The sequence below is a fragment of the Micrococcaceae bacterium Sec5.8 genome, assembly GCA_039636775.1.
In the GTDB taxonomy this organism is placed as follows: Bacteria; Actinomycetota; Actinomycetes; order Actinomycetales; family Micrococcaceae; genus Arthrobacter.
In genome coordinates, this window is the sequence record CP143429.1 from 3,425,975 (window position 1) to 3,446,702 (window position 20,728).

At 65.6% G+C, this 20,728-nt stretch carries 24 protein-coding genes; 8 read left to right on the top strand and 16 right to left on the bottom strand.

The window, feature by feature from the left end:
* Window positions 1-12 precede the first annotated feature (12 nt).
* Window positions 13-1,494 (top strand): benzaldehyde dehydrogenase, encoded by a 1,482-nt coding sequence (locus VUN84_15755; GenBank protein XAS63728.1) that lies wholly within the window; start codon window positions 13-15, stop codon window positions 1,492-1,494.
* Window positions 1,495-1,688: 194 nt separating this feature from the next.
* Window positions 1,689-1,895: a hypothetical protein gene (locus VUN84_15760; GenBank protein XAS63729.1), complete on the top strand. Its 207-nt coding sequence runs from the start codon at window positions 1,689-1,691 to the stop codon at window positions 1,893-1,895.
* Between the two features lie 95 nt (window positions 1,896-1,990).
* Here the strand turns inward: VUN84_15760 and VUN84_15765 are convergent, their stop codons facing one another.
* From VUN84_15765 to VUN84_15790, 6 genes are all read right to left on the bottom strand, one after another.
* Complete coding sequence (locus VUN84_15765; protein ID XAS63730.1) at window positions 1,991-2,968, bottom strand: sensor domain-containing diguanylate cyclase; 978 nt, start codon at window positions 2,966-2,968, stop codon at window positions 1,991-1,993.
* Window positions 2,965-3,780, bottom strand: a complete 816-nt coding sequence (locus VUN84_15770; GenBank protein ID XAS63731.1) for an alpha/beta hydrolase — start codon at window positions 3,778-3,780, stop codon at window positions 2,965-2,967. Before VUN84_15770 ends, VUN84_15765 begins: the two co-directional genes overlap by 4 nt.
* Window positions 3,781-4,211: 431 nt before the next feature.
* Window positions 4,212-5,387 (bottom strand): YihY/virulence factor BrkB family protein, encoded by a 1,176-nt coding sequence (locus VUN84_15775; GenBank protein ID XAS63732.1) that lies wholly within the window; start codon window positions 5,385-5,387, stop codon window positions 4,212-4,214.
* A 208-nt stretch (window positions 5,388-5,595) separates the two neighbouring features.
* Complete coding sequence (locus tag VUN84_15780; GenBank protein ID XAS63733.1) at window positions 5,596-6,183, bottom strand: DUF3618 domain-containing protein; 588 nt, start codon at window positions 6,181-6,183, stop codon at window positions 5,596-5,598.
* Window positions 6,184-6,203: 20 nt separating this feature from the next.
* Complete coding sequence (locus VUN84_15785; protein XAS63734.1) at window positions 6,204-6,626, bottom strand: phage holin family protein; 423 nt, start codon at window positions 6,624-6,626, stop codon at window positions 6,204-6,206.
* Entirely contained in the window at window positions 6,623-7,378 is a 756-nt protein-coding gene (locus tag VUN84_15790; GenBank protein XAS63735.1) for a hypothetical protein, read from the bottom strand. Before VUN84_15790 ends, VUN84_15785 begins: the two co-directional genes overlap by 4 nt.
* A gap of 313 nt (window positions 7,379-7,691) precedes the next feature.
* On the opposite strand from VUN84_15790, the gene VUN84_15795 reads away from it, so the two are divergent.
* From VUN84_15795 to VUN84_15805, 3 genes are all read left to right on the top strand, one after another.
* Window positions 7,692-8,525: a PRC and DUF2382 domain-containing protein gene (locus VUN84_15795; protein ID XAS65880.1), complete on the top strand. Its 834-nt coding sequence runs from the start codon at window positions 7,692-7,694 to the stop codon at window positions 8,523-8,525.
* 90 nt (window positions 8,526-8,615) lie between these two features.
* Window positions 8,616-9,065, top strand: coding sequence for a MarR family transcriptional regulator (locus VUN84_15800; GenBank protein XAS63736.1), 450 nt, complete (start codon window positions 8,616-8,618; stop codon window positions 9,063-9,065).
* Between the two features lie 64 nt (window positions 9,066-9,129).
* Window positions 9,130-9,315: a hypothetical protein gene (locus VUN84_15805; protein ID XAS63737.1), complete on the top strand. Its 186-nt coding sequence runs from the start codon at window positions 9,130-9,132 to the stop codon at window positions 9,313-9,315.
* Between the two features lie 60 nt (window positions 9,316-9,375).
* Here VUN84_15805 and VUN84_15810 read toward each other — a convergent pair whose 3' ends face one another.
* The 4 genes from VUN84_15810 to VUN84_15825 are packed head-to-tail and all read right to left on the bottom strand — an operon-like array spanning window position 9,376 to window position 12,564.
* On the bottom strand, window positions 9,376-10,371 hold the full coding sequence (locus tag VUN84_15810; protein ID XAS63738.1) for a HAMP domain-containing sensor histidine kinase: 996 nt from the start codon (window positions 10,369-10,371) through the stop codon (window positions 9,376-9,378).
* A complete protein-coding gene (locus VUN84_15815; protein XAS63739.1) occupies window positions 10,364-11,038 on the bottom strand; it encodes a response regulator transcription factor in 675 nt (224 codons plus the stop codon). Before VUN84_15815 ends, VUN84_15810 begins: the two co-directional genes overlap by 8 nt.
* Window position 11,039: 1 nt before the next feature.
* On the bottom strand, window positions 11,040-11,780 hold the full coding sequence (locus VUN84_15820) for a VTT domain-containing protein (protein ID XAS63740.1): 741 nt from the start codon (window positions 11,778-11,780) through the stop codon (window positions 11,040-11,042).
* Between the two features lie 10 nt (window positions 11,781-11,790).
* Window positions 11,791-12,564: a phosphatase PAP2 family protein gene (locus VUN84_15825; protein XAS63741.1), complete on the bottom strand. Its 774-nt coding sequence runs from the start codon at window positions 12,562-12,564 to the stop codon at window positions 11,791-11,793.
* A 134-nt stretch (window positions 12,565-12,698) separates the two neighbouring features.
* Here VUN84_15825 and VUN84_15830 point away from each other — a divergent pair, with 134 nt between their 5' ends.
* Window positions 12,699-13,100, top strand: coding sequence for a VOC family protein (locus VUN84_15830; protein ID XAS63742.1), 402 nt, complete (start codon window positions 12,699-12,701; stop codon window positions 13,098-13,100).
* A 28-nt stretch (window positions 13,101-13,128) separates the two neighbouring features.
* Here the strand turns inward: VUN84_15830 and VUN84_15835 are convergent, their stop codons facing one another.
* The 3 genes from VUN84_15835 to VUN84_15845 form a co-directional block, all read right to left on the bottom strand.
* Window positions 13,129-14,751: an alkaline phosphatase family protein gene (locus tag VUN84_15835; GenBank protein XAS63743.1), complete on the bottom strand. Its 1,623-nt coding sequence runs from the start codon at window positions 14,749-14,751 to the stop codon at window positions 13,129-13,131.
* Window positions 14,748-15,758: an alkaline phosphatase family protein gene (locus VUN84_15840; protein ID XAS63744.1), complete on the bottom strand. Its 1,011-nt coding sequence runs from the start codon at window positions 15,756-15,758 to the stop codon at window positions 14,748-14,750. The genes VUN84_15835 and VUN84_15840 overlap by 4 nt, the downstream gene beginning before the upstream one ends.
* Window positions 15,759-15,913: 155 nt before the next feature.
* The gene (locus VUN84_15845; protein ID XAS63745.1) at window positions 15,914-16,744 is read right to left on the bottom strand and encodes a C2 family cysteine protease; all 831 of its coding nucleotides are present in this window, start codon (window positions 16,742-16,744) and stop codon (window positions 15,914-15,916) included.
* A gap of 302 nt (window positions 16,745-17,046) precedes the next feature.
* Here VUN84_15845 and VUN84_15850 point away from each other — a divergent pair, with 302 nt between their 5' ends.
* The gene (locus VUN84_15850; GenBank protein XAS63746.1) at window positions 17,047-17,631 is read left to right on the top strand and encodes a histidine phosphatase family protein; all 585 of its coding nucleotides are present in this window, start codon (window positions 17,047-17,049) and stop codon (window positions 17,629-17,631) included.
* Window positions 17,632-17,714: 83 nt separating this feature from the next.
* On the opposite strand, the gene VUN84_15855 is transcribed toward VUN84_15850, so the two are convergent.
* Window positions 17,715-17,951 (bottom strand): hypothetical protein, encoded by a 237-nt coding sequence (locus tag VUN84_15855; protein ID XAS63747.1) that lies wholly within the window; start codon window positions 17,949-17,951, stop codon window positions 17,715-17,717.
* Between the two features lie 233 nt (window positions 17,952-18,184).
* Here VUN84_15855 and VUN84_15860 point away from each other — a divergent pair, with 233 nt between their 5' ends.
* Window positions 18,185-18,514 carry a hypothetical protein gene (locus tag VUN84_15860; protein ID XAS63748.1) on the top strand — a complete coding sequence of 110 codons (330 nt, stop codon included), beginning with the start codon at window positions 18,185-18,187 and terminating at the stop codon, window positions 18,512-18,514.
* A gap of 165 nt (window positions 18,515-18,679) precedes the next feature.
* Here VUN84_15860 and VUN84_15865 read toward each other — a convergent pair whose 3' ends face one another.
* Both VUN84_15865 and VUN84_15870 read right to left on the bottom strand, forming a co-directional pair.
* Window positions 18,680-19,609: an NADP-dependent oxidoreductase gene (locus tag VUN84_15865; GenBank protein ID XAS63749.1), complete on the bottom strand. Its 930-nt coding sequence runs from the start codon at window positions 19,607-19,609 to the stop codon at window positions 18,680-18,682.
* 184 nt (window positions 19,610-19,793) lie between these two features.
* Complete coding sequence (locus VUN84_15870; GenBank protein ID XAS63750.1) at window positions 19,794-20,534, bottom strand: SDR family oxidoreductase; 741 nt, start codon at window positions 20,532-20,534, stop codon at window positions 19,794-19,796.
* Window positions 20,535-20,728: the final 194 nt, after the last annotated feature.

Below are 20,728 nucleotides of genomic sequence, written 5' to 3' on the forward strand. Positions count from 1 at the left end.
GAAAGGCACGCCATGACTGTCTCCCCCACCATTCCCGACACGTTCCTCGACACCGCCCGCTGGGACGGGAAAATCAACATCGCCGGCTGGATTGAAGGTTCCGGCGGAAACCAGGACGTCATCGAGCCGGCCACCGGTGCCGTCCTGGGCAGCGTCGGCGTCGCCACGGCCGCGGACGTGGGGCTCGCCGCCACTACGGCCGCCGACGCCCAGCAGGCGTGGGCTGCCGCGCGTCCCGAGGAAAGGGCCGCCGTCCTGCGCCGCGCCGGCCAACTCTGGGAGGAGCACGCCGAAGAAATCCAGGGCTGGATCATCCGCGAAAGCGGCGGCATTCCGGCAAAGGCGGCCTTGGAGACGCACATCGCTGCCAACGAATGCTACGAGGCCGCCGCGCTGCCCTCGCACCCGGCCGGGGAGGTCCTGACCTCCAATGACGCGCGGTGGTCGTTCGCGCGGCGCCGCCCGGCCGGCGTCGTGTCCGTGATTGCACCGTTCAACTTTCCCCTCATCCTGTCCATCCGCTCCGTGGCCCCGGCGTTGGCCCTGGGCAACGCCGTGCTGCTGAAGCCGGACCCGCGGACGGCAGTGTCCGGCGGCGTCGCGCTGATGCGGGTTTTCGAGGAAGCCGGCCTGCCCGCCGGGCTTCTCTCGCTCCTGCCCGGCGGCGCGGAAACGGGCGCCGCCGTCGTCGAAGCCCCCGAGGTCCGGGTGGTCTCGTTTACCGGGTCGACGGCGGCCGGCCGAAAGGTGGGCGAGGCGGCAGCCCGGCACCTTAAGCGGGCGCACCTTGAACTCGGCGGCAACAACGCGCTGATCGTGCTTCCGGGCGCCGACCTCGCCAAGGCCGCATCCGCGGGTGCGTTCGGCTCGTTTATGCACCAGGGCCAGATCTGCATGACCACCGGCCGGCACCTCGTCCACGAGTCGATCTACGACGCCTACGTGGCTGCGCTCAGCGACAAGGCCGCTCACCTTCCGGTCGGCGACCCGGCAAGCGGCACGGTGGCGCTGGGACCGATCATCGACGAGACACAGCTTAAACGCATCCACGCAATCGTGGAGGCCGCTGTCCAGGCCGGCGCACGGCTATCCGCCGGCGGCACCCACGACGGACTCTTCTACCGGCCCACGGTCCTGGCTGACCTCAGCCAGGACAACCCGGCCTTCGCCGAGGAAATCTTCGGCCCCGTCGCCCCGGTCATCAAGTTCTCCACCGTGGACGAAGCGTTGGCGCTCGTCAACGCCAATGAATACGGCCTCTCCGTAGGAATCCTGGGCGACGTCGGGACGGCGATGAAACTCGCAGACCGGGTCCACTCGGGCAAGGTGCACATCAACGAGCAAACGGTGCTGGACGAGGCCAATGCACCATTTGGCGGTGTGGGTTCCTCCGGAACAGGGTCACGGTTCGGCGGTGCCACGGCGAATATCGAGGCCTTCACCGAGGTCCAGTGGCTCACCATGCGCCCGGAGATTGCGCCGTATCCGTTCTAACGCCGGCGGACATCCAGGTGGGGGCCCGGACCGGACTGTGAGGAGTCTCACCTGCAATAATCGCCACTTGGCTTGAGACCCGCTCCCGGCGCTGTGCATCATGAAATGACAAGGCCGGGACGGGAACGTCCCGGCCGGCAAGCCGCAACGGTGCGGCGCCCGGACCTCCGGATCACGAATGGAAGCACTGAACAATGACGTTTGAAACTGCTAACTCATCAGTAACCCACAAGCTCTGGGACCGCGCAAGCATGCACAGCGAACTGGACGCCCTGGTTCACGACCTGTCGGTCCGCCACAACACCGCCAAGAGCAACATCGCCGTCCATGCCAGTGGACCCAACACCTTCACGCTGAGCCTGCATCACGGCGACGCGAACCTCGAAACGGTCAACCTTTAGGACCTGCAGCACAGCTAACGGCACGACGACGGCGGGAATCTCCTGCCGTCGTCGTTCTGTTTCTGTTCGTCAGTTCCGATGCCGGGCCGCGCGGCTCAGCCAGCTCCCGGAGCCGCCACTCGCCGCATTGCGCTCTTCACCCGATACATGTCCTGGTCGGCGGCGATCAGCAGCGCTTTGGCCAGTTCCTGGTGCCCGGCCTCGCCCGCGTCCGCCGGCACGGCGGTGTCCGCCCGCCCGACGGACATGCCCAGCCGGAGCTCGGCGCCCGCGACGGTGAAAGCTTCAGCGAGGCAGTCCCGGACCCGTCCAGCCACTGCCTCCAACTCACCGGGGCGCTCCAGCCAGGGAATGAGGACCACGAACTCGTCCCCGCTGTAACGCGTGACGGTGTCCGCGCTGCGCACCGCTCCGGAAAGCATCTGCGCCACGTGTTCCAGTACCCCGTCCCCGGCTGCGTGGCCCAGAGTGTCGTTCACCTGCTTGAAATTGTTGACGTCGCAGAACAGCACACCCACCCGGTGCCGCTTGTCACCCGCACTGGCCAAGGCCGTCAGCAGGCTTTCCTGCAGCTGGCGCCGGTTGGGCAGACCGGTGAGCGGGTCGTGGAGGGCCCGGTGGTGCGCTTCCTGCAGGAGTTTGGCGCGCGCCGCCTCAGCATCCTCAAGCAGCCGGTGCGCACTGGCCAGCTCACGCTCATAACGCCGCCGCTCGGGGGCGCCGAAGAAGATCATCAAGTCCCGCGGCTCCGGCCCGTCAGTGGTCCGGGTGACGGAGAGCAGCACCGGTCGGCGTTGCCCGTCGGCGCCCAGCAGCTCGATTGAGAGTTCGGCAACGTGGCCGTCGCGGTCCAGCTTCGGTCCGGCATGCGTGCGGTACATGAGCCGGTCCCCCGCCCGCATCAGGTCCAGCAGGCGCGTCCCGTCGAGGGCGCCGGCGTCGACGCCAACCCAGGCGCAGAGAGTAGCGTTCGCGGTGAGGATCGTTCCGTCGACGCCAGCCACGACGTACCCCGCGGGTGCCTGCTGGAAGAGCTGCCAGTAGTTGACCGCTTCCGCGGTCGCCTCGCTCATCCTTGCTTCAGGTACTCGAGGATGGCCGCAGATGTTTCCTCCGGCGCGCTGCTTTGGGGGAAGTGGCCGGTGGCCGCGAGCCGCACGAGGGTGCTGTTGGGGAGTTCCTGGTGCAGATACGTTCCGACGTGCTCCGGAGTGACGACGTCGTCGGTGCTCTGCAGGACCAATACGGGGATGGTGACGTCGCGGAGGAGGTGCCGGACATCGGACAGGAACGCCACCCGGGCGAAGTCGCGTGCCACCCGGGGGCTGATCCGGCCGAAGCTGCCTTGGATCTCGTGGTCCAATTCGGGAGCGCCCGGCGTGTTCATGTAGACGGGCGCCATCGACTCGGCCCACACGACGTAGTTGGCGTCGAGGGATTCAAAGACGTCGTCAAGGTCCTGTTGGGTGAACCCTCCGACGTAACCGTCCTTGGGGTGGTCCAGGTAGCCGGGCGATGCCGTGAGCAGGACGAGGCGGCTGAACCCGAGCCCGTCGTCCCGGGCTGCTGCACTGACGGCCATCATGGACCCGACGCTGTGGCCTACAAGGGTCACGTCATGAAGGTTAAGTTCGGCACAGACCTCCAGGAGGTCATCGACGTAGGCGTCCAAGTTCGAATACTTCGTGGAACTGTAGGCTGACGGGTCGGATCCGCCGGAGCCCACATGGTCCAGCAGGACCACCCGGTAGCGGTCGGTGAACCATGGCAGGATCTTGCCCCACATGGACTGATCGGTACCGAAACCGTGGGCGAACACCAGAACCTGTCCGTCCGCCGGTCCGAACACCCGCACGTTGTTGCGGGCTGCCGCACCAGAGTCCATTGTTAACCTCATCCTTTTCAACCCGGCCGCTTGAACCCGCCAGTCGAGCCCGACGGCGGAAGCGTGTGTTTGCGCTTCTTCTGTTGCCGGATCCGGTGCGTTCCGAGGCCAATCCTGCTGGTGCTGTCCGGCGGCTGCCGGCGTGGCACGAGTGCACGCCGACTGGTTGGCTCAATAGTAGCCCGGCAGTCACGTATGGCTCTGGCTTCTCCATCCATCCCGCGGGGGTAGCACTCACCGGAACCGTCGAAAACCGCCAGATACCCGCGAAAGCAGAATCCTATGGATCGAATCTCCCGGCGGAACGGCGGTGAGCGCCCGGTGAGCGCGGTCAGGCATCCGCTGCCCGGCGCCGGCACCTGCCGGTGGGCGCGTGAACTGCGGGAGCGTGCCTGCGCCGCTGCCCGGGATCCGCGTCTGTGATGCTCCGCCTAGCCGCCCTCGCAGGAACGGTCGATCGTGCTGGCCCCGCCGGATCGGGTGCTCTGCCCTCGTGATTCGGGGCTGTCGCCGTCTGTGGTGGTGTGGTGTTCGCGGAGTTCGCGGCCTTGGGTGATGTCTTGTTCTTCTTTTTCCTGGAGTTTGTCGCTTTTTTTGGTGTCGCGGGGTGGGAGTTGGATGGTTTCTTCGGCTTTGATGCCGGCTTGGAGTTGGCGGCCGCGTTCGGTTTCGGCGTCGAATTCGGCGCCGAAGAGCAGTGACATGTTCAGGATCCAGAGCCAGAGCAGGGAGATGATGACTCCGCCGATCGCGCCGTAGGTCTGGTTGTAGCTGCTGAAGTTCCCGACGTAGAACCCGAAGGCCAGGGACGCGAGGAGGAAAATGCCGAGCGCGATCAGGGATCCCAGGCTCATCCAGCGGAACTTGGGTTGTTTAACGTTCGGGGTGGCGTAGTACAGGACCGCGATCGCGATGACGATCAGGGCGATCATGACCGGCCACTTCAGGATGTTCCAGCCCGTGAGGAACGCGGTGCCCAGCCCGATGGTGTTCCCGACCGATTCCGCGACGGGCCCGGTCAGGACCAGCATCGCGGCGAGGACCAGGACGATGAGCAGGTTCACCAGCGTCACGGCCAGGATCGTGCCGCGGAGTTTCACAAAGCCCCGGCCCTCATCGATTTCATAGACCCGGTTCATGGCCCGGGAGAACGCCCCGACATACCCGGACGCGGACCAGAGCGCGGTCAGCAGGCCCAGGACCAGGGTGAACCCGGCGGTCTGAGAGGAACTGAGTTGTTCGATCGGGCCCCGGAGCGCGGTGACCGTCTCACCGGGAGCGAAGCCCTGAACGATGTCCAGCAGCGCGGAGGTGGTCTTCGCGGAATCCCCCACGATGCCCAGCAGCGATACCAGGGCCAGCAGGGCCGGGAAAATTGAGAGGACCGCGTAGTACGTCAGGGCCGCGGCGAGGTCCGGGCACTGGTCCTTGGTGAACTCCCGCAGCGTCTTTCGTGCAATGAATTTCCACGAGGGTTTGGAGAGCTCCGCGGGGCTCTCCACTTTCCGGGAGTCCTCCGGTGCCGGGGCCTGCCGGGCCTTGGCGGTGCTGCTCTCCGGGGTTTCAGCGTCAGCGCCGGGCGCTGCGGGGGCGGGATTCTTAGCCATCGACAAAGTCCTTCTCTCAAAATTTCACGAACACCCCCCCGGGTGGTGTCAGGGGCCCGGCCCGGTCAGGGCCGGTTTTAAGTGCCGCCGGCCGGCTGCCCGGCGCGTCAGCGCAGGAGAACCGGCCGGAAACAACCAACGACAACACCCGGAACGCCTGAACCGGAGCAACGAGTGATACAGGCACACCAGGTGGTGCCGGGGCGGGTCAGGGCTGGCGGACGGTGTCCTTGGCCTGGGCCGTGCGGTCCTTGACGTCCGCGACCGCGTCCTGGCCCTCGGCCTTGACGTTCCCGGCCGCGTCGGCCGCGGTGGCCTTAACGTTCTCCATCGCTTCCTGGGCCGGTTCCTTCAAGCCCTCCGCGACGTGCTTCGCGGCGTCGGTCAGTTCCGTCGTCAACGGCCCGGCCGCGGTCTTCAACGCATCAGCGGCTTCGCGTTCCTTCTCGCTCGCCGGGATCAACGAGGACACCAACAACCCGGCACCGAACGCGATCAGGCCCGCCGCCAACGGATTGCCCCGGGCCCTGGTCTTCAGCTGCGCGGGCGCGTCCCCGAGAGCGGACCCGGCCGTGCCCGACGCGGACCCGGCCGTGCCGGGTCCGTCCCCTGCTGCTCCCATGACTTTCTCCTTCACACCAAAAACCGCGTCCTTGACGCCTTCTTTGACCTTGTCCGTTTGCCGGGCAACGATATGGGACGGGGTGACCTTATCGGCCACAGCGTCCACGTTCGTACCCAACCGGGCACGGGTAGCTTCAATATCTGCACGGATAGCATCCGGGTTTTCACTCATCGTGGAATTCCTCACAGGTCTTAGATAGTGGGTTTAAGCGTGGGCGGAATAGCCTGCAACGTCTCCGCGGTCTGGGGCAAACCCTTAACCGCGTTCAGCTCCTTGCGGCCCTTCGCAGCCAAAACCGCCGCGACAACACCCCACAGAACAGCAACAACAACACCGGACCAACCCAGGCCCATCAAATTCCCCAACGCCCACCAGAGCGCCAAGGACAAAAACAACAACACAAAATGACCCGCCACACCCGCACCGGCCAACATCCCGCCGCCCTTACCCGCACGGGAAACGGACTGCTTCAACTCAACCTTCGCGAGCTCAACTTCCTGCCGCATCAACATCGACATATCCCGGGTCACATCACCCAACAAATCACCCAACGACGACGACTCAGCCTTCGCCTGCGCCGGCGTCAACGGCACCCCAGGTACTTCGTGGCTCACAGCCGGCCACCTTCTCGGTTCGGGAAGGGGACTTCGTCCCTCAGTGCGGTGTCGGCAGACGTCCCGGACGGCAGCTTCTGGGTGGAGACCGGACCTGCAGTGCCGGGAAGGACCGGCTCGTCGAAGAACCTGTCGCCGGAGCCTGCAACAATGACCGTCTCCTGGTGGGCGGGTACCGCAGCGGGAACGGTCGGGCGCGGCGAGGCAGACGGCGGCCGCTGCACGTCGGGGGCACCGGCCTGCAGGCTTCGCCCCAAGCGGCCGGCAAGGATTCCTGCGCCGGCAGCGATCATCAAAAAGGTGCCGGGACGCTGGCGGGCGAAGGACTTGACGTCTTCCATGACAGATCCCGGGTCCCGGTTTTCGAGCCAGGTGGCCACGGACCGGGTCCGGTCCGCTGCCTGGCGAACGAGGTCCGCGGCAACACCGGGCTCCGCAGAAGCGTCGGCCATGGTGCTTAGCTGCGAGGAGACGGCATGGATCCCCTCGGCGGCCCTTTGCTGCTGCGTGCCGGCCTGATCCGTAAGATCCGACTTCGCCTGGTTCAGCAGGTCAAATGCGTTGGACTTTGCCTCGGTCGCGACGTTGGCGGCCTCTGCTTTGGCGGTGCCAGCGACATTCTTCGCTTCCCCTGCGGCGTGTTCTGCCACTGCCGATGCTTCATCCTTCACGGCATCCTTGGTGGACACAGTGCCGGCGTGGTGCCCGCCAGCGGAGACCGGAGTTGTCTGGGGCCATTGGTTCTCTGTCATCGTTGCTCTCTTTCAGGAAGGGCCTGCCAGTGGTTCGGGAACCACGGCGCCGGTGAATTGGTAAGCACGGTTACTACCTAGATAATAAGCACACTTACTGTCCATGCCGCAAGCCTAAACCGCTTGGCGGTATTGCCGGCCCGGAACCCCGCGGCAGTGCAGCTCCGGAGCGAGGCTTCGGATCCGAAGGTAAAAAAAGAAAAATACTAAGCAGGCTTGCCAAGTGCTTACTAAGCATGCTTATGGTGTAGTCATGCGGCAATCCAAACGGAGTGGCTGCTACCCCACCGATTACCAGATCCAAGGAGACACCATGCTCGCCAAGGAAAATATCGACGACCTGCTGCAGCACAATGGAAACGTTTTGTCCTCCGACGGGAACAAAATCGGTTCCATCGGACAGGTGTACGCAGACGACGACAACGGTCAGCCCACGTGGGTCACAGCCAAGACCGGGCTGTTTGGCGCCTCGGAATCCTTCGTCCCGCTGGAAGGAGCCCGCACTGAAGGGGGCGACGTCGTGGTCCCTTACACCAAGGAACAGGTCAAGGACGCCCCCCGAGTGGAGACCGACGGACACCTCGAACCGGCCGAGGAAGACCGGCTCTATGCCCACTACGGCCTGGGCGACGGCAATGCCCGGAGCTACGCGGACCCCGCGTCCGGTCCGGACACCGACACACGCGGCGCTGACCACGACACCGCTTCCCACGGCAACGGCAACGGCAACGGCCACGGCACTGTAGGACACGACACCTCGGGCCCCACCACGGACGACGCAATGACGCGTTCCGAGGAGCGCCTGAACGTCGGCACGGAAAAGCAGGCCACCGGCCGCGTCCGCCTGCGCAAGTACGTCACCACCGAGAATGTCACCCAGACCGTGCCGGTACAGCGTGAAGAGGTCCGGATCGAACGTGAACCCATCACGGACGCGAACCGTGGGGCGGCCATGTCCGGCCCCGGCATCAGTGAGGAAGAGCACGAAATTGTCCTCCATGAAGAGCGCCCGGTAGTCCAGAAGGAAACGGTCGCGGTCGAACGCGTCCGCCTCGGCACGGAAACCGTAACCGACGAGGTAACTGTCGATGAGCAAGTCCGCAAGGAACACATCGAAACGGACGGCGACGACACCACGCGCCGCTAGCCCCAGGGGCAGGTCAGGGTAGCGGCTCACGCCGGTCCCTGGCCTGCCTTCCCTGTTAAATTTCGTTCCACTTACGGAAGGCCGTCCTCGATGCCCCTCGACCCCCAGGACCATGTCCGGGAGGGCTACCTGCTTCTCACCACAGCGGCCCGGTTGGTACAACGCCGCTTCGATGACGCGCTCGCACCATTGGGCCTGACCCGGGCCGCGGTCATCGCCCTCAAGGCCGTGGCCCCCCGGCCCTTGAACCAGGAACAGCTCGCCGCAGCAGTCTTCGTGCAGAGCCAAACGCTGGGCCGTGTGCTGACGCGCCTGGAGGGAGAGGGCCTCGTAACGAGGAAACGCGACCCGCATGACCGCCGCCAGTTCCAGGTGGAAATAACCGACAGCGGCGAGGCGGCGCTTCTGGCAGCCACCGACGCTGAGAGAGCCGCGTTTCCTCCCACCTTCGATGGATGGGACATCCTGCGCGAACAGCTCTCCCGATTCGTGAGTTCGTTTCCCAATCCCCCGCAGGGACGGACTCCGAGCCCCAACTGATCCAGGCACTCCGGCCCCAACGCCGGTGCGACCAGCCGTGAATCATTCCCCGCGTCCCCACAGCGTGAGAGTGCACGACGACGGCGGGAATCCCCGCCAGCCGCCGCTGGTGGCGGATTTGGTGGCCCGCGCCGCTCCGGGCACATCCACCAGGTTCGTCGCCATCAGTTTGGATGAAGCCCTGGAAGCGCGCAGGGAACTTGCCGAACGCGAGCAGAACGCGCGTGCGGCACTCGGCGTCAGCAGCTGATCCGCGGCCCAGCGGCAGGACCCGGGATAGTCCCGGCTCCTGCCGCCCTGCGGACCGTTCTCAGCGCCGGACCAGCGGAAGCGTAAGTTTCATCTCCGTACCCCCCGGCCCGGTCCTGGCCACCTCGACCGTGCCACCGGCCGCCGTGGCGATTTCCCGGACCAGCGCCAGGCCGATGCCGAAGCTCCGCTGGGCCCGGGCACCCTCCGGGCCGGGGGTCCTGACGAAGCGCTCGAAGATCCGATCCTGGTCCACGCCCGTAATCCCTGACCCCGTGTCGGTCACGCGAACAACGGCCCGGGCGCCGTCGATTCCGGTGCCGATGGTGATGCTCCCGCCCGTCTGCGTGTGGGCCAGCGCATTGTCGGCCAGGGCGAGCACGGCCCGGCGCAGGGCGTTCCGGTCGATGCGCGCCAGCGGCCTGCCACTGTCGGAGAAGGCGAGCCGGACGTCCTGCCCCGCCGCAATCTCCTGCAGGCTTTCCGTGACGGACCCGGCGACGTCGGCAAGTTCCACCGGCTCCGCGGCGGGATCCGGCGCGGCCCCGGTTGCCGCCAGCAGGAGTTCGTTGACGATCCCGGAGAGGGCTGCGGCGTCTTCACGGATCCTGGCCAGATCCCTGCCCGGTTTGGAGTCGGGAGCCGCGTCGCGCTGGGCGAGCTGGATGCGCGCGTCCAGGATGGTCAGCGGCGTGCGCAGTTCATGGCTGGCATCCTGGACGAAGCGCCGTTGCAGGGCCAGCGCTTCCCCGAGCGGCCGGATGGCGCTGCGGGCGCTGAGCCACCCGACGACGCCGGCCAGTACGATTCCCGCAACCCCGGCGATGATCATCGCCTCAAACAGGTCCCGGGAATCAAGGTAGGTATAGGCCTTTCCGGCCGCGGAGCCAGGCAGATCGGGGTGCGCCAGCTTGTTCATCAGGTAAATGGTCGCTGCGGAGAGGAGGCAGAGCACCAGCACCGCGCAGGCGGCGCTGATCCGCACAGCGACCTTGAGCGATGCACGCCGGAGGGTATCGCGGTCTGGTTCGCTTGACCCGGGAGAGCCCCTATTCATGAGCGTCACCAATCTGATAGCCGACGCCGTGGACCGTGCGGACCACGGACTTGGAGATCTTCCTGCGCAGGTGATGGACGTACGTGTCGATCAGACCCGGCTGGTCGGCGGCTTGGAAGTGCTCGCCGAGCAAGTCTTCCCGGAGGAATACCCTGCCGGGTTCGGCGGCCAGGGCGGCCAGGAGTTCGGCTTCCTTGGCCGTCAGGGACACCAGCCGCCCGTAAATCGAGCGCACGGACCGGGACGCCGGATCGAGTTCCCAGTCGCCAATGCTGACGGGCGCTGGTGCCGGGGTGAAGGTGCGCGTCAGGGCGCGCAGGCGCGCCGCGAGTTCGCCGGCGTCGAACGGCTTGGTCATGTAGTCATTGGCGCCCGCGTCCAGGCCCCGGACCTTTTCGTCCGTAGCCCCCAGGGCCGTGAGAATAAGGATCGGCGTGGAAACCCCCCTGGACCTGAGCGCCGCGATCAGTGCTACGCCGTCCATTACCGGCAACCCGCGGTCGATCACCAGCACATCCCAGGTCCGGGTCAGCGCCAGGTGCAGGCCGTCGCGGCCGTTGGTTGCCAGCTGGATCCGGTAGTCCGGGTCCAGCAGTTCGGCGATCAGCGGTCCCAGCACGACGTCATCCTCCACCAGCAGCAAGGAGGGACGGCCATCAGTTGTCATGTCAGCTATTCTCGCCCGCCAGGCTCTCCGCCGGCAGGTTCCCCGCAGTGTCGTCGCCCGGCTCAGCCGTCGCTTCGGCCCCGGGCTTCCGGTTCCGACGCCGGCGCTTGAGGAGCTGGATGCCCCCGGGCAGGACGGAGGCGAGCACCAGGACGACGGCGATCACGTCGATGTTCTTGGCAATGATCTCGTAGTGACCGAGCCAGGTTCCCAGCAAGGTCACGGAGGCGGCCCAGGCCAGGGCCCCGGCAACGTTCCAGAGCGTGAACGAGAGGTACCCGTAGCGGCCGATGCCGGCGCTCAGGGGCGCAAAGGTCCTGACCATGGGCACGAAGCGGGCCAGCACGACGGCGGCGCCGCCGTGGCGTCGGAAGAAGTCCTCGGTGGTGGCCAGGTGCGCTGTCTTCAGGATCCGCGCGTCGTCCTTGAACCAGCGGCGGCCGAACTTGCGTCCGATCATGTAGCCAACCTGGTCTCCTGCCACGGCAGCGGCGGTGACGACGCCGATGAGCAGCGGCAGCGTCACTTGCAGTTGTTCATGCAGCAGTCCCGCGGTGAAGAGCAGCGAATCCCCGGGCAGGAAGGGGAACAGCACGCCGGATTCGATGAATACCATCACGGCGATGATGCCGAGCGCCGCCGGGCCGAGGCCCTCCAGCAGGCTCGCAGGGTCAAGAAGGGACGGACTTCCGGCCGCCGCGGACAACACCGGGGCGAGGCCGGTAGCGAAAATGGCGTGCATGGGCGCGTCCTTAGGTTTGGGGTGAACGGGCTGAACGGGACGCAGCGGCGGTCGTCAGGCGGTTCAGGGCGCACGGAGCGAACCGGTTCCACAGCCCGCCAAGGAGCAGGACTGCAGCACTCGCAGCGAGAAACGACGCCGCAACATCAGTGGGGTAATGGACTCCGATATACAGCCGGGACCAGGCCACGAGCAGTGCCAGCAGCATCGCGGCGGCGGCTGCGGGTTTGGCCCAGCGCGTGCCGCGGGCCAGGAAATAGACCGCAAAACCCAAGGCGACCGCGAAGGAGACGTGCCCGCTGGGAAAACTGTTGGACCCCGTCTCGGGTGCGAGGGGATCGAAGAGCAGGGCCGGGTTGGGCCGCTGTCGGGCGATGATGAGCTTGAAGACCTCACTGGCCACCCAGCCTGAGCCGGCGACGAGTCCGAACGCGACGGCCGTACCGATGGAGCGGCGGACCAGCCAGAGATACAGCGCAAGGACGGCGACGAGGACGGCCCCGAACACCGGGCCGAAGACGACGTTCAGGATCATTGCTACACCGGTCAGAAGCGCGGCATGGTGCAGGCTGAGGTTCTGGTCCACGCCGAGTTCGGCTGCGTTGCCGCCGGGTGCAAGCTGAACCGTCAGGCCCAGAACGAGCACGGCCGCCGACAGCAGCAAACCCCACAGCAGCCAGTGGCGGGCCTGCGGAATGGGCCGGAACTGCTGACCGGCGCCCGGGCTCGTGCCGGCGGGTTTCGGTGGTGCTGTTCCGCGGTCTACAAGGGCTGGTGCAGGCATGGAGTCCTCCGGGTCGGCGCAAGGGCGCTGTCCGGCGCCTTCTTCCACTCTCGCGGGGGGCTCTTAAGAATGGCTTAAGAAGTTGCGGAGCCGGGCAGCGGCACATTGCTTGACGCGGCGGTACTCTAAGGCCCATGGAAATGCGCCTGGAAGTCGTGCAAGTACCGGTGGCCGATGTCGACCGGTCCAAGTCCTTCTATATGGAGAAGCTGGGCTTTGTCCTCGACCACGATGTCGAGTACATCCCCGGGATGAGGGTGGTGCAGCTGACGCCGCCAGGTTCGGCTGCTTCGATCGTCATTGGCACGTCGATGACGGGCATGGCGCCGGGCAGCCTTGAAGGACTGCAGCTCGTGGTCCCTGATTTGGCTGCCGTGCGGGCGGAGCTGCTGAGGCGCGGCGCCGATATCAGTGATGTCCAGGATATGGGCGGGGTGCACTTCGCTTTCTTCGCTGACCCGGATGGCAACCGCTGGGTCGTCCAGGGCGCCACGGCTCCTGCCGTCCGGGATGCCCACCTGGGTGCACCCGCGTAGCACCGCGGGTTCGGTTGGGTGCGTCGCTTCAGTAGGTGGCCGCGTTCTGCAGGATCAGCGGCTTCAGCGGTGCCTGGTTGAAGTCGAAGGCCAGGGACAAGTCGCCCAGGATCGGGCTGGTTTCCCGGACCCCGGGGCGGGCGTCGGGCCGGCCGTCCGTGGCGGGATCCAGGCGCTGGCCGTGCAGGAAGTCGTCCTCGATGAACTTGATGTAGGCGTCGTGGCTCAGTGTCTGGTGGTCAATGTACCCCTTCTTGGCGTAGGGGCTGATGATCAGGCCCGGGACCCGGAAGCCGTAGCCGTTGGCATCGGCCACGGGTGGCGCCACGTGGTCGTAAAATCCGCCCCAGTCGTCCCAGGTGAGGAATATGGCGGTGCTTCCCCAGTCGGGGCCGTTCATGATGGCGTTAATGAGCCCGGCAACGTACGCCTGGCCGGTGCTGATCCGGGCGGGGGCATGCTCGCTGACTTTATCGGTCGGTGCCACCCAGCTGACGGCGGGCAGAGTGCCCTGGCGTGCGGCGTCGTAGAAGTTCTGTTGGGATTGGATGTTGCCCAGCTCGCCGTCCTCCTTCACGGTGTCGAAATAGCGGAGCGGATTCCACAGCCCGGGGGTTTTGGCGTTCTGCTTCACCGGGGCGCAGGTGGCGGTGTCGTTGCGGCAGTCGGGTTCAGTGCCGTCGAAGACATAGTAAGCCCAGGGGACGTGCTGCTGGTGGAGCAGGTAGGTCAGATCGGTCCAGGCGTAGTCGGGCAGTTCAAGTTTTTTGGCGGCCTCGATGAGTTTTTTCTTCAGGTCTTCGGGCACCGGGGCGGCGTCAACGGCGGCCTGGCAGGTGGGATACGAATCGGCGGGCTTGCAGCTGGCGCTGACGAGCTGGTCAATCTCCGTGGCGAGATCCGGACTGATGCCTGCGGACCGGAGGGCTTCCTGGCACGGCTGGAGATCGAGGCCGGCCCGGCATTTGCCGATCAGGGTGTGGTTGATCATCTCCGGATCCGGGCCGCTGTCAGGATTCTGTAATGCGTTCACGCACGACGCCGGGTCGCCCGCTTTGGCGCACTTGGCGGACCATTCCGACACCAGATAGAGGTGGGCCGGCAGGCTCCAGGACGCGGCCGCCGCAAACATGTGGTCCTGAAGGGTGAAGTTTTTCGCATAGGCCCAGTAGTTGGGCAGGTCGCGCCCGTCGTGGTATCCCATGACGTCGGTCTGTTGGGTCCCGAAAGAACAGGTGGTTGCTGCCGGTTTGCAGCCGGCCAGTCCCTTTTCCGCCTGCGCAACGAAGCCGTCCATGGCGCCGTGGTGGGCGTCAGCGTTCTCATCGGCGTGGCTGTGTGGTCCACCGGCGTTTCTGTCTGCGGCGTTGTAGAACGGCCGGACACAGCCGCCGTGGCCGGGATCCGGAAGACAGGCCACCGGTACCCCGTTGTTCATTGCAATCCCGTCAACTCCGGGAAACGTGCCGAAGTAGCTGTCAAAAGATCTGTTCTCTTGCATGATGATCACGACGTGTTTGATCTGGGAGATGTCTCCTTGGACCCGCCGCCCGGCAGGAGGCCCCTCACCGGACGGGACCACGGCCACCAGCCAGAGAATGAGGACGGACACGGCAGCCACGAGGGCATGGCGGGCCTTCAGAAACTTCACGGTCGGGCCCGATACACGTCGGCGCCGAAGGCGTTGACTCCCGGTTCGCTGGCGCCGGCAAGCCGGGGAAGGGAAAAGATGTCCTCGATGCTGGCCAGGAGACTGTAGTGGTTGTACTGCCTATCGGAGGTTGTTCCAGCCTGCGTGAACGGTGAAATGACCAGGGCGCCGACTCGTCCCCCTGCCGTTCCTCCCGCCACGCCCTCAGCGGGGCCGGCGGCGCCGCCGTCGGCCTCATCGAAGGTAATGACGAGCAACCCGTCCTGCTGGAATGCCGGAGAGGCAAGAATTGCCGGTACATTCGCGCCGAGCCATGTGTCCGCCGCCGCCAGCCCTCCCCGGCTGCCGTCCGCGCAAGGACTGTCGTGCCCGTCGTGGCAAAGATTAGGAGTGATGTACGAGAGGTTCCGAGTGGTGTCCACAGACCGCAGGTCCGGCTGCAGTGCCGAAAAGTCGACGACATTTTTCTCGCAGTCTGCGGATGAGGTGATGGATTCGAAATAGACGAAGGGGTTGTGGCGGGTGGCGTACTGGTTTCCGGCGGAAGCCTTTACGTGGTTATCGTCAGCACCGAGGACAGGGTGCTGGCAGGGCGACGGCATATCTTCCATGTAGCCCCGCCACGACTTCCCCGCCGACGTCATTTGCCCGGCAAGGGTGGGAACCACGGCAGGGTAAACGCACCCCTCACCCAGCACCCGGCCCTGGGCATCGGTGCCGGACAGGGTCAATCGGGTGAAAGTGTGGCAGTCCTTGCGGGTGCTCCCGTTGGGCGGTTGGCCGGAGATTTGGGCAAGGTAGTTCGGCAGTGAGTTGTGGGCGATGCCGTAGTAGGTCGTGAGCAGCACCCCCTGGGACCGCAGCGGCCCGGCCAGGTAAGGGGCTGCCGACACGGTGTCCCACACCCGGCTGTAGCCCTTGTTTTCAAGGTTGATCACGAACACGTGCCCGGGGGTGCCGGGCCGGGCCGGCACCGGCTGCGGGTGGCAGCCGGCAGTACTGACCACTACCGCTGCCAGGAAAAGCAATGTTCCGGGCCCTCGACTGAAGCGCCGCCGCCATAGTGGCCGTGATTTTCTCAAGCGTACTGGGAAGAACATGATGGTGTTCCCGTCTGCCGGGCGGCAGCTCTACCCGCCAGCCGCCCGGGAACATAAGGTGTTCAGGGGTAGGTCGGGATGGCGATGTACTGGTTGATGTTCGTGGACTGGAAGGTCGCAAAACGCAGCGTGGATTGACCGCCCTCCGGGTTCCCCACCACCACGGTCTGGTCGGCAGAGTTTACGCCCAGCAAGGCGTATGAATGGTTCGCTACCAGCTTGCCTTTGGAATTGGAGGTGCCCAGGGTCACGAGGCCGTTCGTGAAATCCTGCTGCACCTGCTCGAAGCTCACTCCCGTCATGGGTCCGCCGGGATTGCGGTCGACGCCCACTTTTCCCGTGATGGCGTAGAGGGCGTTGTGCACATCGTGGTCCTGGGCATTGCTGAGGTCGGTGCCTTCGATGCCCTTGTAGCTGTTGCCATTGGCGGCCGCCCAGGCCTTCTCGATGATCGCCGCCCAGGAAACGTTCTTGCCGCCAATGTTTTCGACGCCGTTTTCGAGCGGCTTGTTGCGGCGGTAGGGAAGATCTCCGTTGACCGTCACCGTCACCGGATTGGGTTTACCGTCGTATTTGCTGTGGAAGGACACGGTGTAGGTGCCGTTACCGTTGTCGTGGAGCATATTCGAAATGGTCTCGGGTGCCCGGGCGGCGACTGTCAGCAGGGCTGCCAGAAAATAACAGTCCCCTACATCTCCCTGGGCAATGTTCGTGAGGTTGCCGGAGATGTCCGGGTTGCCGTCGCTGTCGAGGGCGAAGAGGACCTGATTCGGGATCTTTTGGAACGTCCCGTTTTTTACCGAGGGATTCTTCACGGAAGGCACGGCTCCTCCCACAGCCGGCGGGACGGTCGGATCGGGCAGGAAAGTGGCCCGGGAATTCAGAAGCGACATTATCCCAACCATCACGACCACGGCAATGAGTGAGTAGATGCCGATGGCGCGAAATCTGGACCGCCTGGGGTCTGCACGTTTAAACATCTGCGCCGTCCCTTCTACGGGCTGTTGCAGGAACAACAACATCGCGGAGGCATCTGCCGACGGCGCCTTCGCCGACCGGTGTGGCTGACTTCTTATTCATCAAGTCACCAACAGCTTGTCGCAGGCAACCAGACTCGTGCAAGAAGATGCGAACGATTCACAGGCAAATGCTGGGGAAGTCACAGGGACGGGGCACTTTTGTAAGAATGGACAGTATGACCCTCACAACGTTCGCCCTTGTCCGCCATGGCCAGACGGATTGGAACGCCCAGCGCCGTTTGCAGGGGTCCACCGATATTCCACTGAACGACGTCGGCCGCGGCCAGGCGCACGACGCCGTCGCCGTCCTGGCTGGTTACGGGTGGGACGCGATCGTGTCCTCGCCGCTGAGCCGGGCCGCAGAAACGGCCGACCTCATCGCGGCGGGCCTGGGGCTGACCGTGACCCGGCGGGTACCGCAGCTCACCGAGCGTTGCTTCGGGCCCGCGGAGGGCATGCAGAACGGTCCTGAACTGGACGCCCTGCGCATACCCGGTGGCTTTCGCGGCGCCGAGGAGGAGGACGGGGCCGCCAAGCGCGGGTTGACGTCGCTCGAAGCCCTCGCCGGGGAGTTCCGTGGCCGCCGCGTCCTGGTGGTCACCCACGGCTCGCTGCTCCGAGTGAGCCTCAGCCTTGCCACCGGCCGCGCACTGCCCAGCATCGACAACGCTGTTCTCAATCTGGTCCACCACCATCCGGTCGACGGCTGGCAGCTTGAGTACTTCAACGGGGAGCGGGTTGCCGCCGGCATTCCCGGCTGACCTTTGGAGAGTCCGCCAACCGTTGAAGAACCGCAACAGGAACGGGACCGTGCGCATCGTCCGCTGGCCGCAGAAGGCGCCGGTTAGCCGGGTTCGGGCACTTCGCCGTTCCCGGCTGCCTCTATCCACTCCACGCCTTCGTCCGAGAAATAGAAGCCCGTGGGCTGGCTCCCACCAGCCCACCAGGAATCGGCAGCGACTGATCCACCAGCCCGCGTGATCTCGGCGATGATTTCCTCCGGCACGGCATCTCCGTTGTTCTCGATGAGCCAGTCCTGCGTCGAGGGTTTCAGTTTCGGCCACCATTGTTCGATACTCATGGCCGCATTGTGCCACTTCGGGCGTCAGGTCCTCGACCCCCCAACACCTAAGTCAGCGCCACGAGCGGTCCGGCCAAGGACTGGCGGCCCTTCTAATTCCAAAAGCTGCTGTGTAGTCTCGGACGCAGTAGACAGACGTGTCCAGTCTGGTGGTCCTCAGAGACCATATTCCGTGCGGCGACTCCGTGCAGCGACCGGGAGCATTGCTTCACCAGCTGCAGAAGGCCGCCAACATGGAACCGTTCACCGATCCAATCACTCCCCCGCTATCGATCGCCCAGGTGGAGCCGACGGTCTTCGGAGAACCCCAGCTGTCGTCACCGGGCTCCAACCAGGCAACCACTGACATGTTGGCGTTGCAAGAGACCCTGCTGGCCGCAGTGGTAACCCGCGTCGGCGAGGTCGAGGCCGCGGAATGGGCCCTTGACCAGGCGAAAGCCGCCTGTGAAGTGCAGATTGCTGCCGCCCTTGCCGCCGGGGTGCCGGCCGATCAGATCGCTGATGCCGCGGGAGTGCAGGCGCCGGCAGTGGACGACGCCGCCGAAGACCGCGGGCCCGCGTAGACCTGATAACCCGCGGGAGCTGGCGGGCCTCCCGTGCGAAACGTCCGGGAGCGGGACGTGCTTCGCGGGCCACCTAACCGCCACGAATGGCCGCTGCCCCACCCGGACCAGCGGCCATCCTCGTCAACTAGGTGCAGCCTGGCGACGACGCAGCATTGCTGCGCGTTACACGGCGTCGTCGACGGTGATGACGATCTTGCCGCGGGTGTGACCTTCCATATTGAGGCGGAAGGCTTCGGCCGCCTCCGGCAAAGGGAAGGTCCGTGCGACTTCCACCCGGATGTTGTGCCGGTCCACCAGATCGGCGAGGTCCTGCAGCTGGGCGCCCACGGGGTTGACCCACATCCAGGTGCCGCCGTGCTGCTCGACGTCGCTGTCCGCGATGGAGGCGTGGCGGCCCCCGTCAGCCAGGACCGCCAGGGTGGCATCGAGGTTGCCGCCAACGAAGTCTGCGACGATATCGACGCCCCCGGGGCATAAGGCGCGCACCCGGTCCGCGAGCCCTTGACCGTAGCTAACGGGCTCGGCTCCGAGGGACCGCAGGAAGTCGTGGTTCTTTTCTGACGCGGTGGCGATGACCCTCGCGCCCAGTGCTGCGGCGATCTGGATGCCCAGGGATCCGACGCCGCCGGAGCCGCCGTGGATCAGCACTGTCTCGCCCGTCTTGAGGCCCAGCCGGGTGAGGACCTGATAGGCCGTGAGGCCGGCGAGGGGAAGACCGGCAGATTCATTCCACCCCAGGGATGCGGGCCTGCGGGCGAGAAGTCGTTCGGGCAGGGCAATATACTCGGCGAAACTTCCGCCGTGGACGTAGTTTTTCCGGCCGTAGGAAATGACTTCATCGCCGGGCTGGAAGTGCGGCGCGTCGATCCCAACGGACTCGACGACGCCGGCCACGTCCCAGCCTGGTATCGCCGGGAACTGCAGGTCCATGACCTGGTCCAGGTGCCCGGCCATGATCTTCCAGTCGACCGGATTCACCGAGGACGCCTTGACCTTGACCAGGACCATTCCGGGCCCCACCTTGGGCGCTGCTTGCTCAGTGAGTTCAAGGACGTCGGGGTTGCCGTATTCGCTGTAAGTCATTGCTTTCATAAAGAGCAGAACAGCCCAACCGGGGACGCTATTCCGGAACCTGCCGGCAGGTGCGTCAGATCACCGAGCGGCGGCAGGAGCTCTGATCCGGTCAGCCCTTGGAATCGACGGCACGGGCGTCGTTGGCATGGGAACGTCGGCGGCCAACTCTGCCGGAAGAGCGGGCCTTTCCCCGGGCCGCGCCCTAGACGGGCAAGTGGAAGCCGCCGTCGGAATGCAGGAGCTGGCCGTTGATCCAGCCGCCGCGTTCGGAGAGGAGGAAGGACACCAGGTTTGCCGCGTCCCGCTGGGTGCCAAGCCGGCCAAGCGCTGTCTCGCTGCGCAGCGTCTCTGCGACGTCCGGACTGATCCAGCCGGTGTCTACCGGGCCAGGATTGACCAGGTTCGCCGTGATACCGAGGTGCCCCAGTTCGCCGGCTGCTGCGATGACAATTCGATCAAGCGCGCCCTTACTGGCTCCGTACGGAAGGTTGCGGGTGGTGTGGTCGCTCGTCAGCGCCACTATGCGCCCCAGCCCGGGCGCCGCCGAATATTGCTGTGCAAAGGCCCTGATCAACAGCCAATTGGCACGGGTGTTGACTGCGAAGTGTCGGTCGAAACTCTCGACGGACGTGTTGAGGATGCTGCTGTCCACTGACTCTGCGTGGCTGGCAATCAGCGCCCGGACCGGCCCGAACCGGGCTGTAACGGCGTGCACCAAGGCCGCGGGCGCCATCGGATCTGCCAGGTCGGTCTCCACTGCGAAGATCCTGGCCCCCCGTTGGTGCAGCTCAAGAGTGAGGTCCGCCACGAAGCCCTGTTCCGGACGGTGGTTAGCGACGGCGATATCCCATCCGTCCGCGGCAAGTTGGCGGGCGATTTCCGTCCCGATGGAGATCGGACGCCCGACGCCGGTGATCAATGCTATGGGGCGCGGCTCAGTCATTCGCCGATCCTACGGCATCTTCCCCACTGCTCCTGGCGGGCGTACCTACGGGCCTGGCGGCGACCATGCCCGCCTGGTTGCTGCAGACGCGGCCGGTACCCCCTGGGACAAGCACGCCGTCGGGCAGACCCTGCACGTCACCGAAGGGCCGGCTACGTTCAATCACGCGCGGAGGAGCGAATCGAACTGCATTC

Coding starts and splice junctions, on each gene's coding strand:
- VUN84_15825 (XAS63741.1), bottom strand. CDS start 12,564: ATGCCTGCACCAGCCCTTGTAGACCGCGGAACAGCACCACCGAAACCC.
- VUN84_15800 (XAS63736.1), top strand. CDS start 8,616: ATGCCCCTCGACCCCCAGGACCATGTCCGGGAGGGCTACCTGCTTCTC.
- VUN84_15770 (XAS63731.1), bottom strand. CDS start 3,780: ATGGACTCTGGTGCGGCAGCCCGCAACAACGTGCGGGTGTTCGGACCG.
- VUN84_15780 (XAS63733.1), bottom strand. CDS start 6,183: ATGAGTGAAAACCCGGATGCTATCCGTGCAGATATTGAAGCTACCCGT.
- VUN84_15865 (XAS63749.1), bottom strand. CDS start 19,609: ATGAAAGCAATGACTTACAGCGAATACGGCAACCCCGACGTCCTTGAA.
- VUN84_15855 (XAS63747.1), bottom strand. CDS start 17,951: ATGAGTATCGAACAATGGTGGCCGAAACTGAAACCCTCGACGCAGGAC.
- VUN84_15810 (XAS63738.1), bottom strand. CDS start 10,371: ATGAATAGGGGCTCTCCCGGGTCAAGCGAACCAGACCGCGATACCCTC.
- VUN84_15760 (XAS63729.1), top strand. CDS start 1,689: ATGACGTTTGAAACTGCTAACTCATCAGTAACCCACAAGCTCTGGGAC.
- VUN84_15775 (XAS63732.1), bottom strand. CDS start 5,387: ATGGCTAAGAATCCCGCCCCCGCAGCGCCCGGCGCTGACGCTGAAACC.
- VUN84_15870 (XAS63750.1), bottom strand. CDS start 20,534: ATGACTGAGCCGCGCCCCATAGCATTGATCACCGGCGTCGGGCGTCCG.
- VUN84_15860 (XAS63748.1), top strand. CDS start 18,185: ATGGAACCGTTCACCGATCCAATCACTCCCCCGCTATCGATCGCCCAG.
- VUN84_15765 (XAS63730.1), bottom strand. CDS start 2,968: ATGAGCGAGGCGACCGCGGAAGCGGTCAACTACTGGCAGCTCTTCCAG.
- VUN84_15755 (XAS63728.1), top strand. CDS start 13: ATGACTGTCTCCCCCACCATTCCCGACACGTTCCTCGACACCGCCCGC.
- VUN84_15820 (XAS63740.1), bottom strand. CDS start 11,780: ATGCACGCCATTTTCGCTACCGGCCTCGCCCCGGTGTTGTCCGCGGCG.
- VUN84_15845 (XAS63745.1), bottom strand. CDS start 16,744: ATGTCGCTTCTGAATTCCCGGGCCACTTTCCTGCCCGATCCGACCGTC.
- VUN84_15830 (XAS63742.1), top strand. CDS start 12,699: ATGGAAATGCGCCTGGAAGTCGTGCAAGTACCGGTGGCCGATGTCGAC.
- VUN84_15790 (XAS63735.1), bottom strand. CDS start 7,378: ATGACAGAGAACCAATGGCCCCAGACAACTCCGGTCTCCGCTGGCGGG.
- VUN84_15850 (XAS63746.1), top strand. CDS start 17,047: ATGACCCTCACAACGTTCGCCCTTGTCCGCCATGGCCAGACGGATTGG.
- VUN84_15795 (XAS65880.1), top strand. CDS start 7,692: ATGCTCGCCAAGGAAAATATCGACGACCTGCTGCAGCACAATGGAAAC.
- VUN84_15815 (XAS63739.1), bottom strand. CDS start 11,038: ATGACAACTGATGGCCGTCCCTCCTTGCTGCTGGTGGAGGATGACGTC.